Raw genomic sequence first — 18,674 nt, forward strand, 5'->3', positions numbered from 1 at the left:
TGCATCGACCGCGTGAATCCGCCTCGGGCGATGCCTGCACCAGTTCCCCATGATCTTGATTGAGCGCTCATCGCGCGGCGACACGCCGAATGACGGGGAGCCAGGAGTCGAGGGGGGCGACGGTGAGGCCGACGACTTTGCCCGCGTCGTCGGCGCGGCGCAGGGCAAGGGCGGCTTCGAAGTCCGGGTCGCTGCGGAACTCGGTGACTTCCGCGGCGTTCATCGGGCCGCCCTGCGCGATCAGGGTGCGTTGGCTGGACGGGGACAGGCCCTCGGTGTGCGCCGAATCCGTCGCTGCCAGATAGCGTTTCGCGACGACATGCAGCTCGACCAGGCGGGCAACGCGCGCACCGAGCAGCTCGCGGATCGCGTCCGCGCCGTGCCTGCCGTGACCTGCGTCGTCACCGGGCACGAGCTGGTGGCCGATGTCGTGCACCAGTCCCGCGACCTGCAACTCCTCGTCCTGCGGATACCGCTGCCGCAGCAGTTCCGCGCACTGCCGGTCGTGGTCGAGGATGTCGACCGGATCGCCGCTGCGATCCGGCATGTCCCAGACGTCCTCGCCGTCGGCCAGCAGCACCATCAATTCGTCCACCGTGGACACCCGCACGATCGCTCCCTCTCCGACATCAATTGGTCTAGACCATATCGCGGTGCGCGCCGGAGGTCACGTGAAGTTCAGCTGACGAGCAGGTGAAGACGCGGGACATGGGTGTGACCGAGCCGTCGGGCGGTGTGGCACGCTATGCGGATGCGAGTAGCCGTAGTCGCGGGACCCGATCCGGGACATGCGTTTCCCGCCATCGCGTTGTGCTTGCGTTTCCTGGCCGCCGGTGACGAGCCGGTGCTGTTCACGGCCCCGCGCTGGTTCGAGGCGGCGCGGGACGCGGGCATCGGCGTGCGCCGGCTCAAGGGCCTGGCTCCCCGCCCCGCCGACGACGACACCGACGCCGGCCAGCGCATCCACGAACGCGCCGCGCACATCTCCACCGAGATCATGCCCGACCTCGGCGCCATGCTGCCGGAGCTGGTCGTCTCCGATGTGCTGACCGCGGGCGGCGGCCTGGCCGCGGAACGCCTCGGTGTGCCCTGGGTGGAGCTGTCCCCGCATCCGCTCTATCTACCGTCGAAGGCCTTGCCGCCCATCGGGAGTGGCCTCGCACCCGGTGAAGGGTTGCGCGGCCGGATGCGCGACGGCGTGCTGCGCACCATGACCGCGCGGGACATCCGCAACGGTCTGCGTCAACGCGAACACGCTCGCGAAGGCATCGGCCTGCCCGCCACCGACCCCGGCCCCGCCGCCCGCCTGATCGCCACCCTCCCCGCGCTGGAGGTGCCGCGCCCCGACTGGCCGGACAACGCCCACGTCATCGGCCCCCTCTTCTGGGAACCGACCGACTCGATCCTGGCGCCCCCACCGGGCGACGCCCCCTTGGTGATGGTCGCCCCCTCCACCGCCCACACCGGCGTGACCGGCATGGTCGAAACGGTCCTCGACGCCCTCGCGGGAGCCGATGTCCGCGTGGCCATCTCGACCCTCGACCCGCCGCCCGCCGACCTGCCCCCTTGGGCCACAGCAGGTCTGGGCCGCCAAGACGAGCTCCTCACCCACGCCGCGGTAGTAGTCGGCGGCGGCGGCCACGGCCTGCTCGCCAAGTCCCTCTCCGCCGCGGTCCCGATCGTCACCGTTCCCGGCGGCGGCGACCAATGGGAACTCGCCAATCGGGCCGTCCGCCAAGGCAGCTCACTCCTCGTCCGCCCCTTGACCCCCGCCGCGGTTCGCGCCGCCGTCGTGGAAATCCTTGCCACACCGACCTTCGCTACGGCCGCGAAACAAGCGGCTTCGACCGCCACGGAAGTAGCCGACCCGATCCGGCTCTGCCATCAGGTCCTCGACACGGTCCGGGCGGGTTAGCGCCTTACCCCGTGTGCCGGCCATTACGCCTACGCCGCGCGGGAAACCTCGAGCCGGTGGTGCAACGGGGAAGCCGCGTGGTCGCTGCTCCGCACGGCAACCGTCGGCGAGTAGCGGGGCGGGGTGCGGGTATGTTGGGTGCGGTGCGATTGACGGAGTTCCAGGAGCTGTTGCATACCGAATTCGGGTCGGCACGGGGCGATGCCCTGCTGGCCGATCACGTGATCCCGTCATTGGGGCGGACGGGGTCCGATGCCATCGAAGCGGGGGTCGATCCGCGCGACGTGTGGCGGGCGCTCTGCTCGGAGTTCGACGTGCCGCGGGGACGGTGGTGAGCGTGCCGGGCCAGGCGGTGGATCGGGACGGTCCGCTGTATCGGTTCGACGAGCGGGAGCGGATGATTCCGGTCGACCCGGAACGGCTGGCCGCGCGGCTGGCGAAGGCCGAGCCGGTCGACTTCGCCGGATATCGGCAGACCGGGATCGAGGCGATGCTGCTCGGGCGCTACGACCAGGCCCTCGATCTGCTCGACCGGGCGCTGGAACTCGTGGACACCGAGGAGCGCCGGATCACGGTGTGGATCAACCTCGGCGACGTCTACCGCTATCAGGGCGACGCGTTCACCGCCGAGACGCTGTACCGCCGCGCCGTCGAGCACGCGCGAGTGGCCGCGCCGGACGTGCTGTCGTTCGCCGTGCAACACCTCGGTAAGGCGCTGGCCGAACAGGATCAGCTGACCGAGGCGCACGCGCTGCTGCGCGAGGCTCTCGACTTGCGCACGGCCGAGGGCGATTCCGAGCAGATCGAATCCACCCGGGTCGCGCTGGAGCGGCTGGCCGCGCTGCCGATTCCGTTGCCGCCGAAGGTCGCCGCGCTGCTCGGCACGGAGCCGACCTGGTCGGACGAGCACGAAGGGCAAAGCGGCGGCGTCGCGTTCGTCAACGAGGCGTACTGGGTCAAGCGGGGGCCGAAGGCCGTGGTGGAGCACGAGCGCCTGAACTGGTTGCGCGACCGGGGAATTCGGCTGCCGGAGATCCTCGTGTTCGACGGTGACGTGCTGGTGCTGGCCGATGCGGGCGCGTCGAGCCTGGCCGCACGAGACGACGCGGGATCGGGTGACGCCTCGGTCGGCGCGGTCATGGGTGAGCTGCTGCGCCGGCTGCACGGCATTCCGGTCGCCGAATGCCCGTTCGACGGGCGGCTCGACGTGGTGCTGGCGCAGGCGCGCCGCCAGGTGATCGAGGGGTTGGTCGATCTCGACGACTTCGAGGAAGAGAATCGCGAGATCACCCCGGAAGATGTTCTGGCGCAACTGATTGCCGAGCGTCCGGACCCGGAGGATCTGGTCGTGGCGCACGGCGACTTCACCCCGCCGAACGTGCTCGAAGGCTCGATCCTGCTCGATGTCGGCGCGCTCGGCGTCGCCGACCGCTATCGCGACCTGGCTCTGGCCGTGCGTGACCTGCGCGACGACTTCGGCGAAGCCGAGGTGACCGCCTTCTTCACCGCTTACGGTCTCGCCGAACCGGATCCCCGGCGCCTGGAGTACTACCGCCTGCTCGACGAATTGTTCTGAGGCTCAAGGCTTCTTCGCGTAGTGCCGGGCCGCCTTGGTGCGGTTGCCGCAGGTCGCCATCGAATGCCAGCGCCGGGTGCCGTTTTTCGAGGTGTCGTAGAAGAACAGCACGCAGTCGGGGTGCGCGCACTGGCGGATGCGGTCCGGGGCCTCGGCGAGCAGGTGGAGCAGGTTGTCGGCCGCCAACCAGGCGGGCAGCCAGGTGATGTCGGGGACGTCGATGACGTTCTCGGGGCCGGCGTCGGTGAGGGTGCGCCGGATTCGTCCGTGCTCGAGCACCTCGTTCAGTGCTGAGTGTGTTGCGCTCTGCACCACGTCGTAGATGGCGGTGCGCGCCGTCAGGATCGCGGTGAGGGTCGCTTCGTCGGCGGTCGCACGGTCGGTCAGCCCCGCCGAGGCCAGCCAGATGCCCAGACCTGCCACATCGGTGAGCAGGTCCTGCGGCTGTCCATGCTGGTTCCACCGCGTGTCCAGCAGGTCGAGTGACAGCGGTTCGCCGAGGTGGGGGCGTGGATCGTGCATGACTGAGGGTATCGAGCTCCTTCTGGTGGTCGAGGCAACAGGCGCGTCTCTAACCGTTCAAAGTCAGTTTACAGGTTGACTGCGGGATCGAGTCGCGGTTATCGTCTAACCAGTTAAACCGCTAAAGACGGTTTCGCCTGTCGAGGAGGATCACATGACCACGGTCGCCGCACCCCAGCTCGCCACCGGGCACATCGGCTTGAACGTCTCCGACCTGGAGCGCTCGGTCGATTTCTATAGTCGCGCACTGGGATTCGAGCAGCTCACCGCGAGCACCGACGGCGAGCGGAAATGGGCGTTCCTCGGCGCGGGCGGCAAGCTCTCGCTGACGCTGTGGCAGCAGAGCGCGGGCTCGTTCTCCGTCGAAACGCCGGGCCTGCACCATCTTTCGTTCCAGGTCGACTCCCTCGATCAGGTGCGCGCGGTCGAGGCGGCTCTGCGCGAGCAGTCGGTGCAGATCCTCCACGACGGCGTCGTCGCGCACGGCGAAGGCGCCACGTCCGGCGGCATCTTCTTCACCGACCCCGACGGGATCCGGCTCGAGGTCTACGCGCCGAGCGGCGCCGAGTCCGCACCCGCGCCCAGCGGCGAGGCCCCGACCTGTGGATTCTTCTGAGCCGCAGCGTTGTTGAACGGATCACCTCGCCCGACGGGAGTATTTGCGATGGCGCCCTTTCATTCCGGTGAACTCGCCGTCCAGCAGCGGATGGGGCAGGCCGACATCGCCGACCGGGTCGGCCGGTCGATCCGCGCCGATATCCCGGCCGTCGCCGCGTCTTTCCTGGCCGAGCAGCCGATGGTGGTGATCGCGGCCGCCGACGACGCGGGCCGGCTGTGGGCGAGCGAACTGGTCGGGCCGCCGGGCTTCATGCACGCCGTCGACGCGGACACCATCGCCGTCGACACACAGCCCACGGCGGGAGATCCGTTGCGGGAGGCGCTGACTCATCCGGCCCGGATCGGCATGATCGCGCTGCAACCGCAGCGTCGCCGGCGGATGCGGATCAACGGCGCCGCGACGGCCGCGGGCGGCGGCCTGCGCATCGCCACCGAACAGGTCTACGCGAACTGCCCGAAGTACATCACCCGCAGGCACATCGAGTCCTATCACCCGGACCTCGAGCCGCCGCTGCCGCGACGCAGTACCGAACTCGATGCCCGTCAGCAGGCGGCGATCACCGCGGCCGACGCGTTCTTCGTCGCCACCGCCGACGCCGAGGGCAATGCCGACGCCTCCCATCGCGGCGGTAACCCCGGCTTCCTGCAGGTACTTTCGCCGACCCGCCTGCGCTGGCCCGACTATCGGGGCAACTCGATGTTCATGACCCTCGGGAACATCGAGGTGAACCCGCGCTGTGGCATCCTCGTCCCGGACTGGACCACCGGCGGCACCCTCCAGCTCACCGGAACCGCCGAGTTGACCTGGGCGCCGGAAACTTTCACCACCGGTGCGCAATGCTCGATCGACTTCACCGTCACCGAGGTCGTCGAACGCGCCGGCGCGGGCCCGCTGCGCTGGGGTCCGCCCGAGCTTTCCCCCGTCAACCCCTGAGTCACCAGAGAAAAGGAGTCGTCCGTGCGACCCCCAGTGCCACCGTTCGATCTCGAATCCGCCAAAGTCAAGGTGCTCGCCGCCGAAAACGCCTGGAACACCCGCGATCCGGAGAAGGTCGCCGCCGCCTACACCGAGGACTCGGTGTGGCGTAACCGCGACGAGTTCTTCACCGGCCGCGCCGCCATCATCGAATTCCTCACCCGCAAATGGGCTTCGGAGAACGGCTACGCCCTCCGCAAGGACCTCTGGGCCTTCGAGGGCAACCGCATCGCCGTGCGCTTCCAATACGAATGGCACGACGAATCCGGCCAATGGTGGCGCAGCTACGGCAACGAACAATGGGAATTCGCCCCCGACGGCCTGATGTCGCGCCGCGAAGCCAGCATCAACGACGTCCGCATCCCCGAATCCGCCCGCCGCATCCACGCCCCCCGCGAACCAGGCGACGATTCGGTCCTGCCCCAGCAGTAGCCACTCTCCGGACTTGCGCTGCGAACGGGACATGACGGCGGCAGAGTGCGGCGTGGAGCCGGATGGTGTGCTGGCCGCGCATCAATTGTTATGGCGCGCAGGATATTGCTAGCGAATACGTGCGCGTGGGGAGAATTGATGCGCGGCGTCAGGTGGAGCGCGGTGGGGGGTCAGGCTGTGGCGACTTTCTGTTGGGTGTTGTCCGGTGCTGCGGCGGGGCGCTGGTGGTGGAGCAGGGCGTAGGCGGTCACGCCGAAGACGATGCCGACAGCTGCGGCGACCGTGAAGGCGGCGTCGAGGCCGGTGACGAAGTGCGGCAGCGTCATCGGCTGGTCGGCGTCCGATACACCGCGAAACACCGTGCCCAGCACCGCGACTCCGAGGGCGAGACCGAGCTGCCGGGCCGTATTCACCGCGCCCGCCGCCGTGCCACCCTGCTGCGGCGGCACCGCCGCCATGCCCACCGACACCAGCGCGGGCGCGTTGATCCCGATCCCCGCACCGATCACCACGAACCCGGGAACGATTGCCGCCCAAGATGATCCGGCATCGACCACGGTCAGCAGCCCCGTGCCGATACCGACCACCACCAGCCCCGCGCCGATGGTCCACTTCGGCGCGACGTCATGCATCAGCCGGCCGAACACCCCGGCGACCAGGAACGCCGTCGCGGCCATCGGCAGCAGGGCCAGGCCTGCGTGCAGCGGAGTCATCCGCAACTGCTGCTGCAACCACAGTGAAACCAGGGGAGTGCAGGCGAAAGCCGCGAACGTCTGCCCGCTTGCCCCGAGCAGCGTCGCGCCGAAGTCGCGATTGCGCAGTAGCGCCAGCGGGAACATCGGTGCGGCGCTGCGAGTTTCGACGATGGCGAAGATCGCTACCGCGGCGGCGCCCACTACCAGCGCGGTCACCGCCCGGCCGTCCGACCAGCCATGCTCACCGCCACGAATGACGCCGTAGGTGAGCGCGGTCGCCGCGGTGGCGAAGGCGAGCATGCCGGGCACGTCGACGGCCTTGTCCGCCCGCCGCACCGACGCCGGAAACACGCTGACGGTCAACGCGATTGCCAGCACCGCGATCGGCAGATTGACGAGGAAGATCCACCGCCAGGACAACGCCTCGGTCAGCACGCCACCCAGCACCACCCCGATGCCGGCCGCCGCACCGGACACCGCGCCCCAGACGCCGAACGCGATGCCGCGGTCGCGCCCGGTGTAGGTCGAATGCAGCAGCGACAGCGTGGTCGCGAACATGGCCGCGCCGCCGATGCCCTGAACTACCCGCGCCGCAATGAGATTCGACGAGGTGTCGGCAATCCCGCAACCGAGCGAAGCGAGCGCGAACAAGACCAGACCGGCAAGGTAGGCGCGTTTCGCGCCGACCCGATCGGCAAGCGAACCGAGCACGAGCAGCAGCGCTGCCAAAGCCAGCGCGTACCCGTCCACCACCCATTGCAGGCTGGACAACCCGGCATGCAGATCGGCCGCGATGTCAGGCAACGCGACATTCACGATGGTGACGTCGATGAGCAGCATCAGCGTGCCGAGACACGCAGCGAACAGGGGGAGCCATTTCTTCACGGGTGCCTCCACGGCGGAATCGAACGATATCGACGCCAAGCGTGCGGCAATCGAACGTATCGCCCTAGTCGGATGGGCTCTCGCGTTAGATTCCTCCTATGCAGCACGATGATGCTCCGGAATCCTCCGCGCTGGACGTTCTCGATCGGCAGATCCTGCACGCGCTGGTGCACGACGCCCGGATCCCGTTCGCCAAGCTCGGCGCCGTCCTCGACGTCTCCGAGCAGACCGTCGCGCGCCGCTACCGTTCGCTGCGCGAGCGCGGCATCACGCACGTCTCCGGGCAGGTGAACGCGGTCCCGCTCGGGCACGCGCGCTGGGTGCTGCGCATCAAATCGACCCCGGACAAGGCGCTGGGATTGGCCGAATCACTGGCCAGATTCCCGGATTTGAGCTGGGTCACGCTGCTGTCCACCGGCTCCGAGGTGACCTGCGTGAGCCGGCCACGCTCCCTCGAACGTCGTGACGCATTGCTGCTGCACACCTTGCCGCGGGCCAGTCAGGTGCGCGAGGTGACCGCGCACGAGGTGATGCACCGCTTCGAAGCCGACGAGGAATGGCCGCGCTTCAGCCACCTGTTCACCGAAGAACAGCTGCGTGAGCTGGGGCCGCAGCGTTCCCGGCAGGCGGGCGCCGGACCTGATATCCCACCGGATCTGACGCCCGAGGACGAGAAGATGCTCGCGCTGCTCGGTCGCGACGGCCGCGCGCCGTACGCCCAGATCGCGGCCGAAACCGGTTGGACCGCACCGCGAGCCGCGCGCCGAATGGCCGAGCTGGTCCAGTCCGGCGTGCTGTATTTCGACCTCGACTTCGCGATCGAACGCATGGGCTACGGCGTGCGCGGGGCGCTGTGGCTACGGGTCCGCCCGGCCGATCTGGACGCGGTGGGCCGGGCGATGGTGAACCACCCGGAGATCGTGTTCGCGGCCGCGACCACCGGCCCGACCAACCTGATGGCATCGATCGTCTGCCGCGACACGCCCCACCTCTATCGCTACATCACCGAGCGCCTGGGCCCGCTGGACGGCATCACCGATTTCGAGGTCACCCCCTCGTTGCGCGTGCTCAAGCAGGCGCAGACGCTGCTGCACAGCGACCGGGTATCGCTGGTGCGTTGACCCAGGTCGAATACGGATTTCGGGCGCACCCGGATAACGTGCCGGACACCCGGCTAACCTGACCTGCGGCTCACCGCCGGCTGCCGAAGGCGCTGAGCTGCGCACACCAGTCCGGCCGGAAACTCGGAGCGGCAGAACCGGCCGCGTCGCTTGACTCGAACACGTGTTCGTCTAATCTTGCCGTCAGAACTTGTCGGTGCCGCCCTCTAATGTTGGCGCCAACCACAGCAGAGACTTACCCGTCGAAAAGGGGATCAAGACATGGCACCACAGGCGTACGACCGCGACAAGGCTCTCGAACTCGCACTCGCTCAGGTCGAGAAGAACTTCGGCAAGGGCGCGGTCATGCGTCTCGGTGAGGAAGTACGTCAGCCCCTCGCGGTGATCCCGACCGGCTCCATCTCGCTGGACGTGGCGCTCGGCATCGGCGGCCTGCCGCGCGGCCGCATCGTCGAGGTCTACGGCCCGGAATCCTCGGGTAAGACCACGGTCGCGCTGCACGCGGTGGCCAATGCCCAGGCGGCAGGCGGCGTCGCCGCGTTCATCGACGCCGAGCACGCGCTCGACCCGGATTACGCGAAGAAGCTGGGCGTCGACACCGACGCGCTGCTCGTCTCGCAGCCCGACACCGGTGAGCAGGCGCTCGAAATCGCCGACATGCTGGTGCGTTCCGGCGCCATCGACATCATCGTCATCGACTCGGTGGCCGCGCTGGTGCCGCGCGCCGAGATCGAGGGTGAGATGGGTGACAGCCACGTCGGCCTGCAGGCTCGCCTGATGAGCCAGGCGCTGCGCAAGATGACCGGTGCGTTGAGCAACTCCAACACCACCGCCATCTTCATCAACCAGCTGCGCGAGAAGATCGGCGTGATGTTCGGTTCCCCCGAAACCACCACGGGCGGTAAGGCGTTGAAGTTCTACGCCTCGGTCCGCCTCGACGTGCGCCGCATCGAAACCCTTAAGGACGGCACCGACGCGGTCGGCAACCGTACCCGGGTGAAGGTGGTCAAGAACAAGGTCAGCCCGCCGTTCAAGCAGGCCGAGTTCGACATCCTCTACGGCCACGGCATCTCCAAGGAGGGCTCGCTCATCGACATGGGTGTCGAGCACGGCTTCGTGCGCAAGTCCGGCTCCTGGTACACCTACGAGGGCGACCAGCTGGGCCAGGGCAAGGAGAACGCCCGCAAGTTCCTGCTGGAGAACACCGACATCCGCGACGAGATCGAGAAGAAGATCAAGGAGAAGCTCGGCATCGGCGCCGACGTGACCGCGGACGCGGGCACCGAGGTCCCCGCCGATTTCTGATCCGATGAACGGCCGACGCTCGCCCCAGCCGCGCCGGACCGCGCCCGATGAGTCGCGGTCCGAGCCGGTGCAGGAGATGCGCCGTCGGCTTCATGAACTCCTGTCCGCCTCTGGTGCCTCCACCGATCCACTCGGATCTTGGCCCGGCGAACAGGACCCCGGACGAGTCCGGTCGGCCGAAGGTGGTTCGGCCGAATCGGACACGTTGGGAACTCGGTCGAGCGCGTCCGATCCGCAGCGGGCGCGTTCGGCTGGGTCCGGCCGCGGACGACGAAAGTCGTCCCGGCGCACAGACTCCCAGTCGGCTGATTCCGAACATGCCGAAGGCCGATGGGCGGATCCGGTGGCGGCCGGATCCGAGCGGGGTGGCCGCTCTCCGGAGCTCACCCCGCCAGGCGGGACGGTCGAGCAGGCGAAGGAGGCATGTCTTCGCCTGCTCGCCGTCCGCGCCCGCAGCCGGGCCGAACTCGCCCAGCGCTTGGCGACCAAGGGCTACAGCGTCGAGATCACCGACCGCGCCCTCGACCGGCTCACCGAGGTCGGCCTGATCAACGACGCGGCCTTCGCCGAAGAGTGGGTACACGCCCGGCACACCTTCTCCGGCAAGGGCAAACAGGCACTCGCCCAGGAACTTCGCCGCAAGGGCGTCGCCCAATCCGACGCCGAGGCCGCCCTCGACGCGATCAGCTCCGACGACGAGGAAGACCGCGCCCGCGAACTCGTCCGCCGCAAACTCCGCAGCATCCCGTCCGGACTCGACCGCGAGAAGACGATCCGCCGACTGGTCGGCATGCTCGCCCGCCGCGGATACAACCAGTCGACGGCCTTCACCGTGGTCAAAACCGAACTGGCTCGAGCGGAGTTCGACACGTCAGATCTGGAACAGGATTAGGCACCGTTTCGAACGAGGCGTTCTCCGGCTGGTCGACGCCTCACCGAGGTCGTGTTCACCCCTACCAGTGGGAGCGATGCCATGAGCAAGTTCTTTGCCATCCCGCGAGTCGATACCTATTTCGTTCTGATGACCACCGTCATCACCGTCTTGGGCATCAATCCCCTGATCGACGTATTCCGCGGCACCGCATCGCCCCTCGATTGGATCCTGGTGATCCTGGTGGTCATCAACTGGATTGTCGCCGCGATCGCGCTGACCAGGTGGTACCACCACCGGAGCAACCAATGACGACCCGGTCAGGATTCCCTGCATTCCTGTTGCACCCCGGCGATGATCGATGAACTGCCCGCCGCCGCGCCGCACATCGTCGAAGTCGCGACTGGATACCGATCACCGGCAGGGTCGTCCCGTCGGCCAGCTCCAGCCCGCTTGACATCAGTCCAGGCGTTCGAGCCCGTCCGGGCGCTGCTCGCTGCCCGTTTCGTCGAGGGGCCTTGCCTCTTCCGTGGTCCCGGGCGCAGGCCACCGGTCCACTGGCAGAACCCAGCGCGCGTAGGTGTTCTCCGGATTTACCGTGATCACGTCGCACACCCGCACCACCCGGTCCAGCTCGTCGGCGAGATGCGCGAGATTCGGCATGACGACGGCGTCCGCCCCCACCCGCTCGATCGCGTTCAGCAGCTGCCGCACCGGCTGCTCGGTCTGCGCGCCGAACACCACGATCTTGGTCAGCTCATACCCGAGTCTCTTTGCCACACTGCGAATCTGCGTCTCGTCCCAGACCTGCGACACCCCCGACACATCGCGGCGCAGGTACCCGATCGCCGTAGGCCGTCCCCACATCCCCAGTTGCCCTCTCCTTGGTTACCGTCTGGCGTGCAACCTCCGAGATTAGAAGTGGCCGGCACCGAATGGACAGCATGTTGCGAAAAGTTGCGGACATTGGCGGGGCGGGTTCCTGGCTGGAACCTTCCCGGATTTCCCTGCACCACATGCTTATTCGATCACTTGACCAGCAAACCGGCCCTTGACCGGTGGTCCGGCAGGGCGAGACAATCGACGGGCTCGGGGCAACAGTTCGCAACATCCCAGGACAAGGGGTCAACGATGCGTCTGACTTTTATCGGCGAAGATCCGGGCTCGAATCCGAACGGTTCGCCCACGGTGTATCGCACCGACCGAGATTCGTGGATCGTCCAGGGATGGGTAGTCACCGACCCCGAAGCACTTGCCCACATGAACATTCCGCAGGGCGAAACCTGTGTGGAGATCCCGGACCGAATGATTCAGTTCTTCAGGAAGGGAGACCGTGGCATCGATAGCCTATGAAGAGTTCGAGCGATTACTGGGCGAGTTCGTGGTGGAGTCAGTGCATCTGGAGACTCGGGACACCTACAGCACGGCGGTCGAGCTGCCGCATATCGCGCAGTGGACGGCCGGCGAGCCCGACGACCTGGTCTGGTTGCAAGACTGGTGCGCAACGGTTCGCGACCACGTGTCGGCGGGCCGATCGGTGCGCCGGGCCAGAATTGTGTCCGAACCGCTGAGCGACTATCAGCGTTGGTCGCACAGCATCGCCGCGCCGATGGTCGAGGCCGGCGAGGATATCCGCTGGGTGCCCCGGCGCCGGACGTCCTCGGTCGCCATACCCGGCAACGATTTCTACCTGCTGGACAACCGGCTCGTGATCTTCCTCCACTACGCGGGCAGCGGCGTGGCCACCGACCAGGTCACCTCCCTCGACCCGCACGATATTCAGCTGTGCCGCACCGCCTTCGAGGCCGTGTGGCCGCTGTCCATACCGCACCGTGACTACCGGCCCAGCTAGTTCCGCGCAGGAGGCCCGACGGGCCCTCGGTAACCGGCTGCGGGACATTCGCAAAGCCGCCGGTATCACCATCCGTCAGCTCGGCGCGGAGACCGGCCAGCATTTCACTCGAGTGTCCAAGATCGAGAACGGCGTGCAGTTCCCGACCGATCGTGACATCAGCGCCTGGTGCCGGGTCTGCGCCGCCGTCGATCAGGAGCTCGACCTGGTGGCGACGTTGCGCGCGGTCGATTCGGCCTACCTCGAATACCGGCGGCAGAGCCGGGCCGGCATGAAGCGCGTGCTCGGCGCGCACACGCCCGAGCGATATCAGGCGACGAAGGTGTTCCGCATCTACGAGCACAACGTAATCCCCGGTCTGTTCCAGACGGCGGAGTACACGGCGGCCATGCTGTCGTTCTGGATCCGCTTCCTCGAGACACCCAACGATCTCGAGGAAGCTGTCGCCGTCCGCATGGATCGGCAGCGCGTGCTGCATCGCGGCGGCAAACGGTTCGTCGCAGTGCTGGAGGAGCAGGCGCTGCGCACCTGGTTCGGCACGGCGGAAGTCCAAGCGGGACAACTGGGCCGGCTGCTGGAGTTGATGTCGATGCCGAACATCTCGCTCGGCATCATTCCGCTCATGACCGAGCGCGAGGCGGTCGGTTCCACCGGATTCTGGATCTTCGACGACGCGATGGTCGCGCTCGAGACGCCGACCGCGGGTATTCAGGTCACCCAGCCGGCCGAGTGCGCGTTGTATGCCCGGATGTTCGAGGTGCTCAAGGGTGCGGCCGTCTATGGCCGGGAGGCCCGGGGTTTGATCTTGCAGGTGCTGAGCGAACTGGACGGATAGGGCCGCGAGATCTCACAACCCCGGAATGGTGACGAAGACCGCGCCCGCGCTGTCCTGCCGGAAGTAGATGTCGCCCGGGGGATTTCGATAAGACGGGATGCCGGAGTCGGGGAGCCAGGTGTAGTCGACCAGCTGGAGTGACAGGGGTCCGGCCGGCGCGACCAGTTGGACGTCGATTCCGTCGGGTGCGGGGGCATAGAACTGGAAACCCGTTTTCGGCACCGGGGTCAGGTCGCGACCGGCTACTCGCAGGGCGGTCGGTGCCGTCTCGTAGCGCAGAGCGATGCTCGTGGCGGCGCGCGTGGTGCGCAGACGCAGATGTACCGTGCGTTGTCCGGATTCGGTTGTGTCGGACAGTATTTCGGCAGTCGGCGGCGAGAGTTTCGCGGCCGTCGCGGGTCCGCTGGCGGTGGTGGTCGGCCAGAGCTGAGCGAACGGCCGGCTCGGCGCGCCCTCGCCGACGAAGTTGCGGGTCCACCGATCGGGGGAGTCCCGTGACAGCCACAGGGCCTCGTTGCGGTCGGCGTCGAGTGCGTACACGAGCTGCGATGTGAGCGGATGCTGATCGTCGAAACGGTCCACCGCCAGCCCGGCGGCGGCCAGCGCGACGGCGACGACGAACGCGGTCGACGGAATCGCCCAGCCGCGCCGATCCGGCCACGCCTGGGTCAGGGTCAGCAGGAGGAGCCCGCCGAGCAGCACCACTGCGGGCGCGACCAGGAACGGGGCGGTGGTGATGCCGGTCTGCAACGCCGGCCACGTTGCGCTGCCGAGGAATACCGCCGCCGGTATCAGGAAGACGGTCAGCACCGGCAGCCGCCAGCGCTCGGGCACCGCGAAGGTGGCAGCCACTCCGACCGTCGCGCCCAAGGTGGGCACGACCAGCACATGCGCGGTGGCCGGCGCGACGATCGCGAGGATTCCGCCCAGAACCGCCAGGCAGCACAGCAGTCCGGCCATGGCGGCGGTGGCGCCGAAGAGTCGCCGCGCGATTGCGTACCAGGCGAGGAGTACCGCGGCGGACAGCACGAGGATCGATACATAGTAGAACTCGGGCCGATAGGGATCGACGAACAGCGGCCGATATTCCGGCCGGATCAGCTTCACCACTTCCCACAGCCCGTACACCGCACCTGTCGCCAGCGGCGCGGGGACCAAAGCTGTTGCGGCGGAACCGAATATCTTTCGCAGACTCGTCTCGCCGGCGCGTCGAAGGTGCCGGCTGAGCCATCCGACGGCTAAGACGGTGACCGCTGCGAGCGCCATGATCACCCAGAATGGCAGCACGACGAGCATTCCGAACGGCAGCTGGAAAAACGAACGATCGGCGTCGTCCTTCGTCCTGAGATCCTTACCGCCGAACTCCTTGACCAGCGCGAGACTGTTGTCGCCCATCTGCTGCACTGTCGCCAGATCCACGTGTGCCGGGTCGTCGAAGATGTTGTGGTAGTAGGCGCTACGACCGGCGTAGGCCCAGTCGAGCACCCGCAGCCCGCCCGGCTCGAACGACGCGAAGTCGGTATTGCTCCCCGTCTGCGCGCCCGCCAGCGTCGTGGTCAACGAGTCCGTATTCGGATACGGCGCGACCTTTTCGACGGCATCGACCAGCGCGCCGTCGGGATGAGTGGTCCGCCACAACAACACCGGCCCGCCCGCCCCACGCGCCTCGTGGTTGACGACCACCCCGTTGTCCCGGCCGTCCTTGCCTGACGCGACAAACGCCTCCGCCCCGAGCAGCCCCGTCTCCTCCGCATCGGTCAGCAGCACCACCACGTCATTGCGCAACGTGCTGCCGCCGGCCCGCAGCGCCCGCACCGCCTCCAGCACCGCCGCCACCCCGACCCCGTCGTCATTCGCGCCGGGCCCCGAAGCGACGGAATCATAATGCGCCGTCAGAAAAACCGTTCCCGTCGAATCCGTCCCCGGCATCCGGGCAACGATGTTCGCCACCCGCGCCATCCCCACCACATCCCGCCGCAGCGACCCCGGATACCGCCCGACCCCATCCTGAATCTCGGTATCCAACCCGAGCCCCCGCAACGCACCGACCAAAACATCCCGAACCCGATCATGCTCCACGGTCCCCACCGGATGCGGCCGCTGCGCAATCTCCCGCACCACCCGAAACGCCCGCTCAGCACTGAAAACATCCTGAGCCACCGACTCCCCCCGATACCCATGCGGCTGCTGCTCCCACACCGTCCCCACCACAACACCAAGCAGCACCACAAACGCCAGGACCCCGGAAACCGCTCGCCCAACCCGCACCCCCGCGATGGTAGCCGCCCCCTCCGACACCCCACCCGCCCCCAATCCCACCGCCCCTCGTCAGAGGGCCCGGCGCCACAGGTGCACGCCTACCCGACCAAACATCGCCGTAGTCTCCGCAACCCAAAACGCGGTGCGCTGGAGCGAGTTACCGCATCCAATGACCGCAGCATCCGCCCTGGCGGTTCCCGGTCGGATGCCTCCGGCGACCGCATGGCGTAACGGACGTTTGTCAGGAGTCCCTGGTCTGTATTCCAGCCTTGGACTCGATGGTGAATTCGGGGCAGATCACCAGAGATTGGCCGTCCCGTACCCAGTTCGGCGCAGTGCGCGGGATTATCTGTGTGCCGTCGAAGCTCATGCAATCCACGGTCGCGCGATAGCTCCCGCCGTTCGGGCTTGTGCAAAAGGCGATGGCACCTCGCCCGACCAATTTAGATGTGCAATTTGCCGGGGCGTCCGCAGTGGCAGCTGCTGAGCCCAGAATTTGCGCGACCGAAGTGACGGCGAAGAGGCCGGCAATGGCGATGTATTTGATTCGCATGTGTTATCCCCCTTAGTTCTTCGTGTCGAGGCCGCTCGAGGACACGTACTGTGCGCCTTGGCAGAATGCCCTCGATACGGTGGTCGCGTTTTCCCACTTCCCGTATTGAAACGACCGTTCGCCCGTGCCGGCGTCTTCGCACACCGCTACCGCGCGGTGCTGTCCCGAGCCGGAACTACATACCGTGGTCACCGAGATCTTCCTGAAATCGATTGTGTCGTTGCAGTTTTCCGGTCTTGCGGAGGCGACCCCGGTGCTGAGCGCTGCCACCAGTGCCCCCATGCAGGCAACTGTCAAGGCGCCTGATGTCACTCTTGTGGTCACGGACGGTTGTTTGCGAACTGAACTGGTATACCGCATAGTTCTACCTTCGATGGATGATCGCATTTGGCAACGAACATGACTTGGACAGCCCCCGCCTGTCCGCGCCCCCCTCTGATTTCTTCTTCCAGAGGTTTTGACGCACCAGAGCTGCGATCGGTTCCATCGGATTTTGCAGGGTTCCAAAACGCCTAATCGGGCACTCCGACCTGCAACGACCCACGCCATCAAACGCGAACGGCGGTGCGCTGGAGCGGATCACCGCGTCCAAGGCACCGCCGCATCGCGTCGGGGTCGAGCTGTTACTTCTTGGTGAGGTCCATTCCGGGTGCGGCATCGGTGAGTACCGATTCCGCCCCGAGTACGGCGCCGCCACCCTTGCCCTTCTTGCGTGCGCGCAGTCGCCGCTCCAGTCGCGTAGCGACCTGGGTCAGGGCGCTGTTGAGCACGACCATGACGACGGCGATCACCATGAGGCTGGGGATCGTGTTCTGTTCGGCCGAGCCGAGCTGCTGGCTGGAGCGAACGATCTCGACGTAGGTGATCTGGTAGCCGAGCGCCGAATCCTTCAGCGCGACAACCATTTGGGAGATCAACGCGGGCAGCATGGCGGTGATCGCCTGCGGCAGCAGGATCAGCCGCATCAGCTGGTTCTTGCGCATACCCAAGGCCACCGCGGCCTCGGTCTGCCCCTTCGGCAGCGAACGAATGCCCGCTCGCACGATCTCCGCGACGACCGAACCGTTGTAGATGGTCAGCGCGATCACCACGGCGGCCAGCGCCAGATCATCGGATTTGAACACCTGATACTTCGCGAACGTGAAGAACAGGAAGATCATCAGGATCAGCACCGGAATGGCTCGCGCCACTTCGACGATCGTGCCCGCGACCAATCGCACCAGGCGATGTTCGGACAATCGCAGAATGCCGAAGATCATGCCGATCACGAGCGCGAACACGATCGACAGCAGCGCCGCGACGACGGTGCCCTTCAGGCCGGGCAGCAGATACGTCTGCCAGACCTGCAGGTCGAGGAACGGCTTCCACTTCTCGGCGGTGAACTGTCCCTTGTCGGCGAAGCCGCTGTAGAGCACCCAGAGGAAGGATGCGACGACGACAACAACGACGACCGAATAGATATGGTGCCGAAGGCGTCCGCGGGGGCCTGGTGCGTCGAACAGCACCGAAGGCGCAGCAGTCATCGTGCGACCTCGAATCGTTTGGCGAGCCAGCCGAAGAGCAGGCCGGTCGGCAGAGTCAGGATGACGAACCCGAGGGCGAAGATGGCGCCGACGGAGATGACGTCTGCGGCGTTCTCGTTGATGTCGGCCATCAAGAACGCGGCCTCGACCACGCCGATCGCGGAGGCGATCGTGGTGTTCTTGGTCAACGCGATGAGCACGCTGCCGAGCGGGGCGATGACTGCCCGGAACGCCTGCGGCAGCACGATGAGCCGCAGATTCTGGCCGAAGGTCAGGCCGAGCGAGCGACCCGCCTCGGACTGGCCCATGGCGACGGTGTTGATGCCGGAGCGCAGGGATTCACAGACGAACGCCGCGGTGTAGATGCTGAGACCGACGATGGCGTAGCGGAAGTTGTTCTGCGCGACCGAATCCGGTCCCTCGCCGGCGAGCTTCCAGCCCATCGTGGTGTAGAGGCCCAGCGACATGAAGACGATGATCAGCGTGAGCGGGGTGTTGCGGAAAATGGTGACGTAGGCGGTGCCTACCGCGCGGGCGATCGGTACGGGGGACACACGCAGCGCGGCGACTAAAGTGCCCAGGATCAGCGCGCCGACCGCCGAAAGGACGGTCAGTTTGATGGTCACCCAGAAGGCGTCGAGGATTTGATCGTCATACCTCGAGATCAGGTCGAACACGGCGTACGTGTCCCTCCCATCGGGTCTCGATTGTCAGGGGGAGTGCGGCGGGTGGCCCG

The 18,674-nt window shown here is 67.0% G+C and carries 22 protein-coding genes; 13 read left to right on the forward strand and 9 right to left on the reverse strand.

Annotation, left to right across the window (positions count from 1 at the left end):
* Nucleotides 1–67: 67 nt before the first annotated feature.
* Nucleotides 68–610 (reverse strand): HD domain-containing protein, encoded by a 543-nt coding sequence (locus F3087_RS31905; protein WP_150405821.1) that lies wholly within the window; start codon nucleotides 608–610, stop codon nucleotides 68–70.
* Between the two features lie 141 nt (nucleotides 611–751).
* On the opposite strand from F3087_RS31905, the gene F3087_RS31910 reads away from it, so the two are divergent.
* The 3 genes from F3087_RS31910 to F3087_RS31920 all read left to right on the forward strand — a co-directional run bounded on the left by F3087_RS31910 (nucleotide 752) and on the right by F3087_RS31920 (nucleotide 3,491).
* On the forward strand, nucleotides 752–1,915 hold the full coding sequence (locus tag F3087_RS31910) for a glycosyltransferase (protein ID WP_150405822.1): 1,164 nt from the start codon (nucleotides 752–754) through the stop codon (nucleotides 1,913–1,915).
* Between the two features lie 143 nt (nucleotides 1,916–2,058).
* Nucleotides 2,059–2,250 (forward strand): DUF3046 domain-containing protein, encoded by a 192-nt coding sequence (locus F3087_RS31915; protein ID WP_150405823.1) that lies wholly within the window; start codon nucleotides 2,059–2,061, stop codon nucleotides 2,248–2,250.
* On the forward strand, nucleotides 2,247–3,491 hold the full coding sequence (locus F3087_RS31920; protein WP_223885503.1) for a phosphotransferase: 1,245 nt from the start codon (nucleotides 2,247–2,249) through the stop codon (nucleotides 3,489–3,491). Before F3087_RS31915 ends, F3087_RS31920 begins: the two co-directional genes overlap by 4 nt.
* Before the next feature lie 3 nt (nucleotides 3,492–3,494).
* On the opposite strand, the gene F3087_RS31925 is transcribed toward F3087_RS31920, so the two are convergent.
* A complete protein-coding gene (locus F3087_RS31925) occupies nucleotides 3,495–4,013 on the reverse strand; it encodes a CGNR zinc finger domain-containing protein (protein ID WP_150405825.1) in 519 nt (172 codons plus the stop codon).
* Between the two features lie 154 nt (nucleotides 4,014–4,167).
* Between F3087_RS31925 and F3087_RS31930 the strand changes: the two genes are divergently transcribed.
* The 3 genes from F3087_RS31930 to F3087_RS31940 are packed head-to-tail and all read left to right on the forward strand — an operon-like array spanning nucleotide 4,168 to nucleotide 6,039.
* Entirely contained in the window at nucleotides 4,168–4,629 is a 462-nt protein-coding gene (locus tag F3087_RS31930; RefSeq protein ID WP_150405826.1) for a VOC family protein, read from the forward strand.
* Nucleotides 4,630–4,677: 48 nt separating this feature from the next.
* Nucleotides 4,678–5,565, forward strand: a complete 888-nt coding sequence (locus tag F3087_RS31935; protein WP_150405827.1) for a pyridoxamine 5'-phosphate oxidase family protein — start codon at nucleotides 4,678–4,680, stop codon at nucleotides 5,563–5,565.
* Between the two features lie 24 nt (nucleotides 5,566–5,589).
* Nucleotides 5,590–6,039 (forward strand): nuclear transport factor 2 family protein, encoded by a 450-nt coding sequence (locus tag F3087_RS31940; protein WP_150405828.1) that lies wholly within the window; start codon nucleotides 5,590–5,592, stop codon nucleotides 6,037–6,039.
* Between the two features lie 170 nt (nucleotides 6,040–6,209).
* Here the strand turns inward: F3087_RS31940 and F3087_RS31945 are convergent, their stop codons facing one another.
* Nucleotides 6,210–7,619, reverse strand: a complete 1,410-nt coding sequence (locus F3087_RS31945; protein WP_223885504.1) for an MFS transporter — start codon at nucleotides 7,617–7,619, stop codon at nucleotides 6,210–6,212.
* Nucleotides 7,620–7,717: 98 nt separating this feature from the next.
* Between F3087_RS31945 and F3087_RS31950 the strand changes: the two genes are divergently transcribed.
* The 4 genes from F3087_RS31950 (at nucleotide 7,718) to F3087_RS31965 (ending at nucleotide 11,228) form a co-directional block, all read left to right on the forward strand.
* Entirely contained in the window at nucleotides 7,718–8,740 is a 1,023-nt protein-coding gene (locus tag F3087_RS31950; protein ID WP_150405830.1) for an Lrp/AsnC family transcriptional regulator, read from the forward strand.
* A gap of 261 nt (nucleotides 8,741–9,001) precedes the next feature.
* Entirely contained in the window at nucleotides 9,002–10,045 is a 1,044-nt protein-coding gene (recA, locus tag F3087_RS31955; protein WP_150405831.1) for a recombinase RecA, read from the forward strand.
* Nucleotides 10,046–10,388: 343 nt separating this feature from the next.
* Nucleotides 10,389–10,937: a recombination regulator RecX gene (gene recX, locus F3087_RS31960; protein ID WP_150405832.1), complete on the forward strand. Its 549-nt coding sequence runs from the start codon at nucleotides 10,389–10,391 to the stop codon at nucleotides 10,935–10,937.
* A gap of 81 nt (nucleotides 10,938–11,018) precedes the next feature.
* Nucleotides 11,019–11,228: a hypothetical protein gene (locus F3087_RS31965; protein WP_150405833.1), complete on the forward strand. Its 210-nt coding sequence runs from the start codon at nucleotides 11,019–11,021 to the stop codon at nucleotides 11,226–11,228.
* Between the two features lie 147 nt (nucleotides 11,229–11,375).
* Here the strand turns inward: F3087_RS31965 and F3087_RS31970 are convergent, their stop codons facing one another.
* Entirely contained in the window at nucleotides 11,376–11,696 is a 321-nt protein-coding gene (locus tag F3087_RS31970; protein ID WP_191094242.1) for a hypothetical protein, read from the reverse strand.
* Nucleotides 11,697–12,047: 351 nt separating this feature from the next.
* Here F3087_RS31970 and F3087_RS31975 point away from each other — a divergent pair, with 351 nt between their 5' ends.
* The 3 genes from F3087_RS31975 to F3087_RS31985 are packed head-to-tail and all read left to right on the forward strand — an operon-like array spanning nucleotide 12,048 to nucleotide 13,603.
* On the forward strand, nucleotides 12,048–12,269 hold the full coding sequence (locus F3087_RS31975; protein ID WP_135232271.1) for a hypothetical protein: 222 nt from the start codon (nucleotides 12,048–12,050) through the stop codon (nucleotides 12,267–12,269).
* Complete coding sequence (locus tag F3087_RS31980) at nucleotides 12,250–12,768, forward strand: DUF6879 family protein (RefSeq protein WP_150405834.1); 519 nt, start codon at nucleotides 12,250–12,252, stop codon at nucleotides 12,766–12,768. Before F3087_RS31975 ends, F3087_RS31980 begins: the two co-directional genes overlap by 20 nt.
* Complete coding sequence (locus F3087_RS31985; protein ID WP_150405835.1) at nucleotides 12,749–13,603, forward strand: helix-turn-helix domain-containing protein; 855 nt, start codon at nucleotides 12,749–12,751, stop codon at nucleotides 13,601–13,603. Before F3087_RS31980 ends, F3087_RS31985 begins: the two co-directional genes overlap by 20 nt.
* Before the next feature lie 12 nt (nucleotides 13,604–13,615).
* On the opposite strand, the gene F3087_RS31990 is transcribed toward F3087_RS31985, so the two are convergent.
* The 5 genes from F3087_RS31990 to F3087_RS32010 all read right to left on the reverse strand — a co-directional run bounded on the left by F3087_RS31990 (nucleotide 13,616) and on the right by F3087_RS32010 (nucleotide 18,615).
* Nucleotides 13,616–15,871 carry a M20/M25/M40 family metallo-hydrolase gene (locus F3087_RS31990; protein ID WP_150405836.1) on the reverse strand — a complete coding sequence of 752 codons (2,256 nt, stop codon included), beginning with the start codon at nucleotides 15,869–15,871 and terminating at the stop codon, nucleotides 13,616–13,618.
* Between the two features lie 232 nt (nucleotides 15,872–16,103).
* A complete protein-coding gene (locus tag F3087_RS31995; protein WP_150405837.1) occupies nucleotides 16,104–16,415 on the reverse strand; it encodes a hypothetical protein in 312 nt (103 codons plus the stop codon).
* 12 nt (nucleotides 16,416–16,427) lie between these two features.
* Nucleotides 16,428–16,697, reverse strand: coding sequence for a hypothetical protein (locus F3087_RS32000; RefSeq protein WP_150405838.1), 270 nt, complete (start codon nucleotides 16,695–16,697; stop codon nucleotides 16,428–16,430).
* Between the two features lie 341 nt (nucleotides 16,698–17,038).
* On the reverse strand, nucleotides 17,039–17,938 hold the full coding sequence (locus tag F3087_RS32005; RefSeq protein ID WP_150405839.1) for an amino acid ABC transporter permease: 900 nt from the start codon (nucleotides 17,936–17,938) through the stop codon (nucleotides 17,039–17,041).
* The gene (locus tag F3087_RS32010) at nucleotides 17,935–18,615 is read right to left on the reverse strand and encodes an amino acid ABC transporter permease (RefSeq protein ID WP_150405840.1); all 681 of its coding nucleotides are present in this window, start codon (nucleotides 18,613–18,615) and stop codon (nucleotides 17,935–17,937) included. Before F3087_RS32010 ends, F3087_RS32005 begins: the two co-directional genes overlap by 4 nt.
* Nucleotides 18,616–18,674 lie beyond the last annotated feature (59 nt).

The organism is Nocardia colli, assembly GCF_008704205.1.
Taxonomy (GTDB): Bacteria; Actinomycetota; Actinomycetes; order Mycobacteriales; family Mycobacteriaceae; genus Nocardia; species Nocardia colli.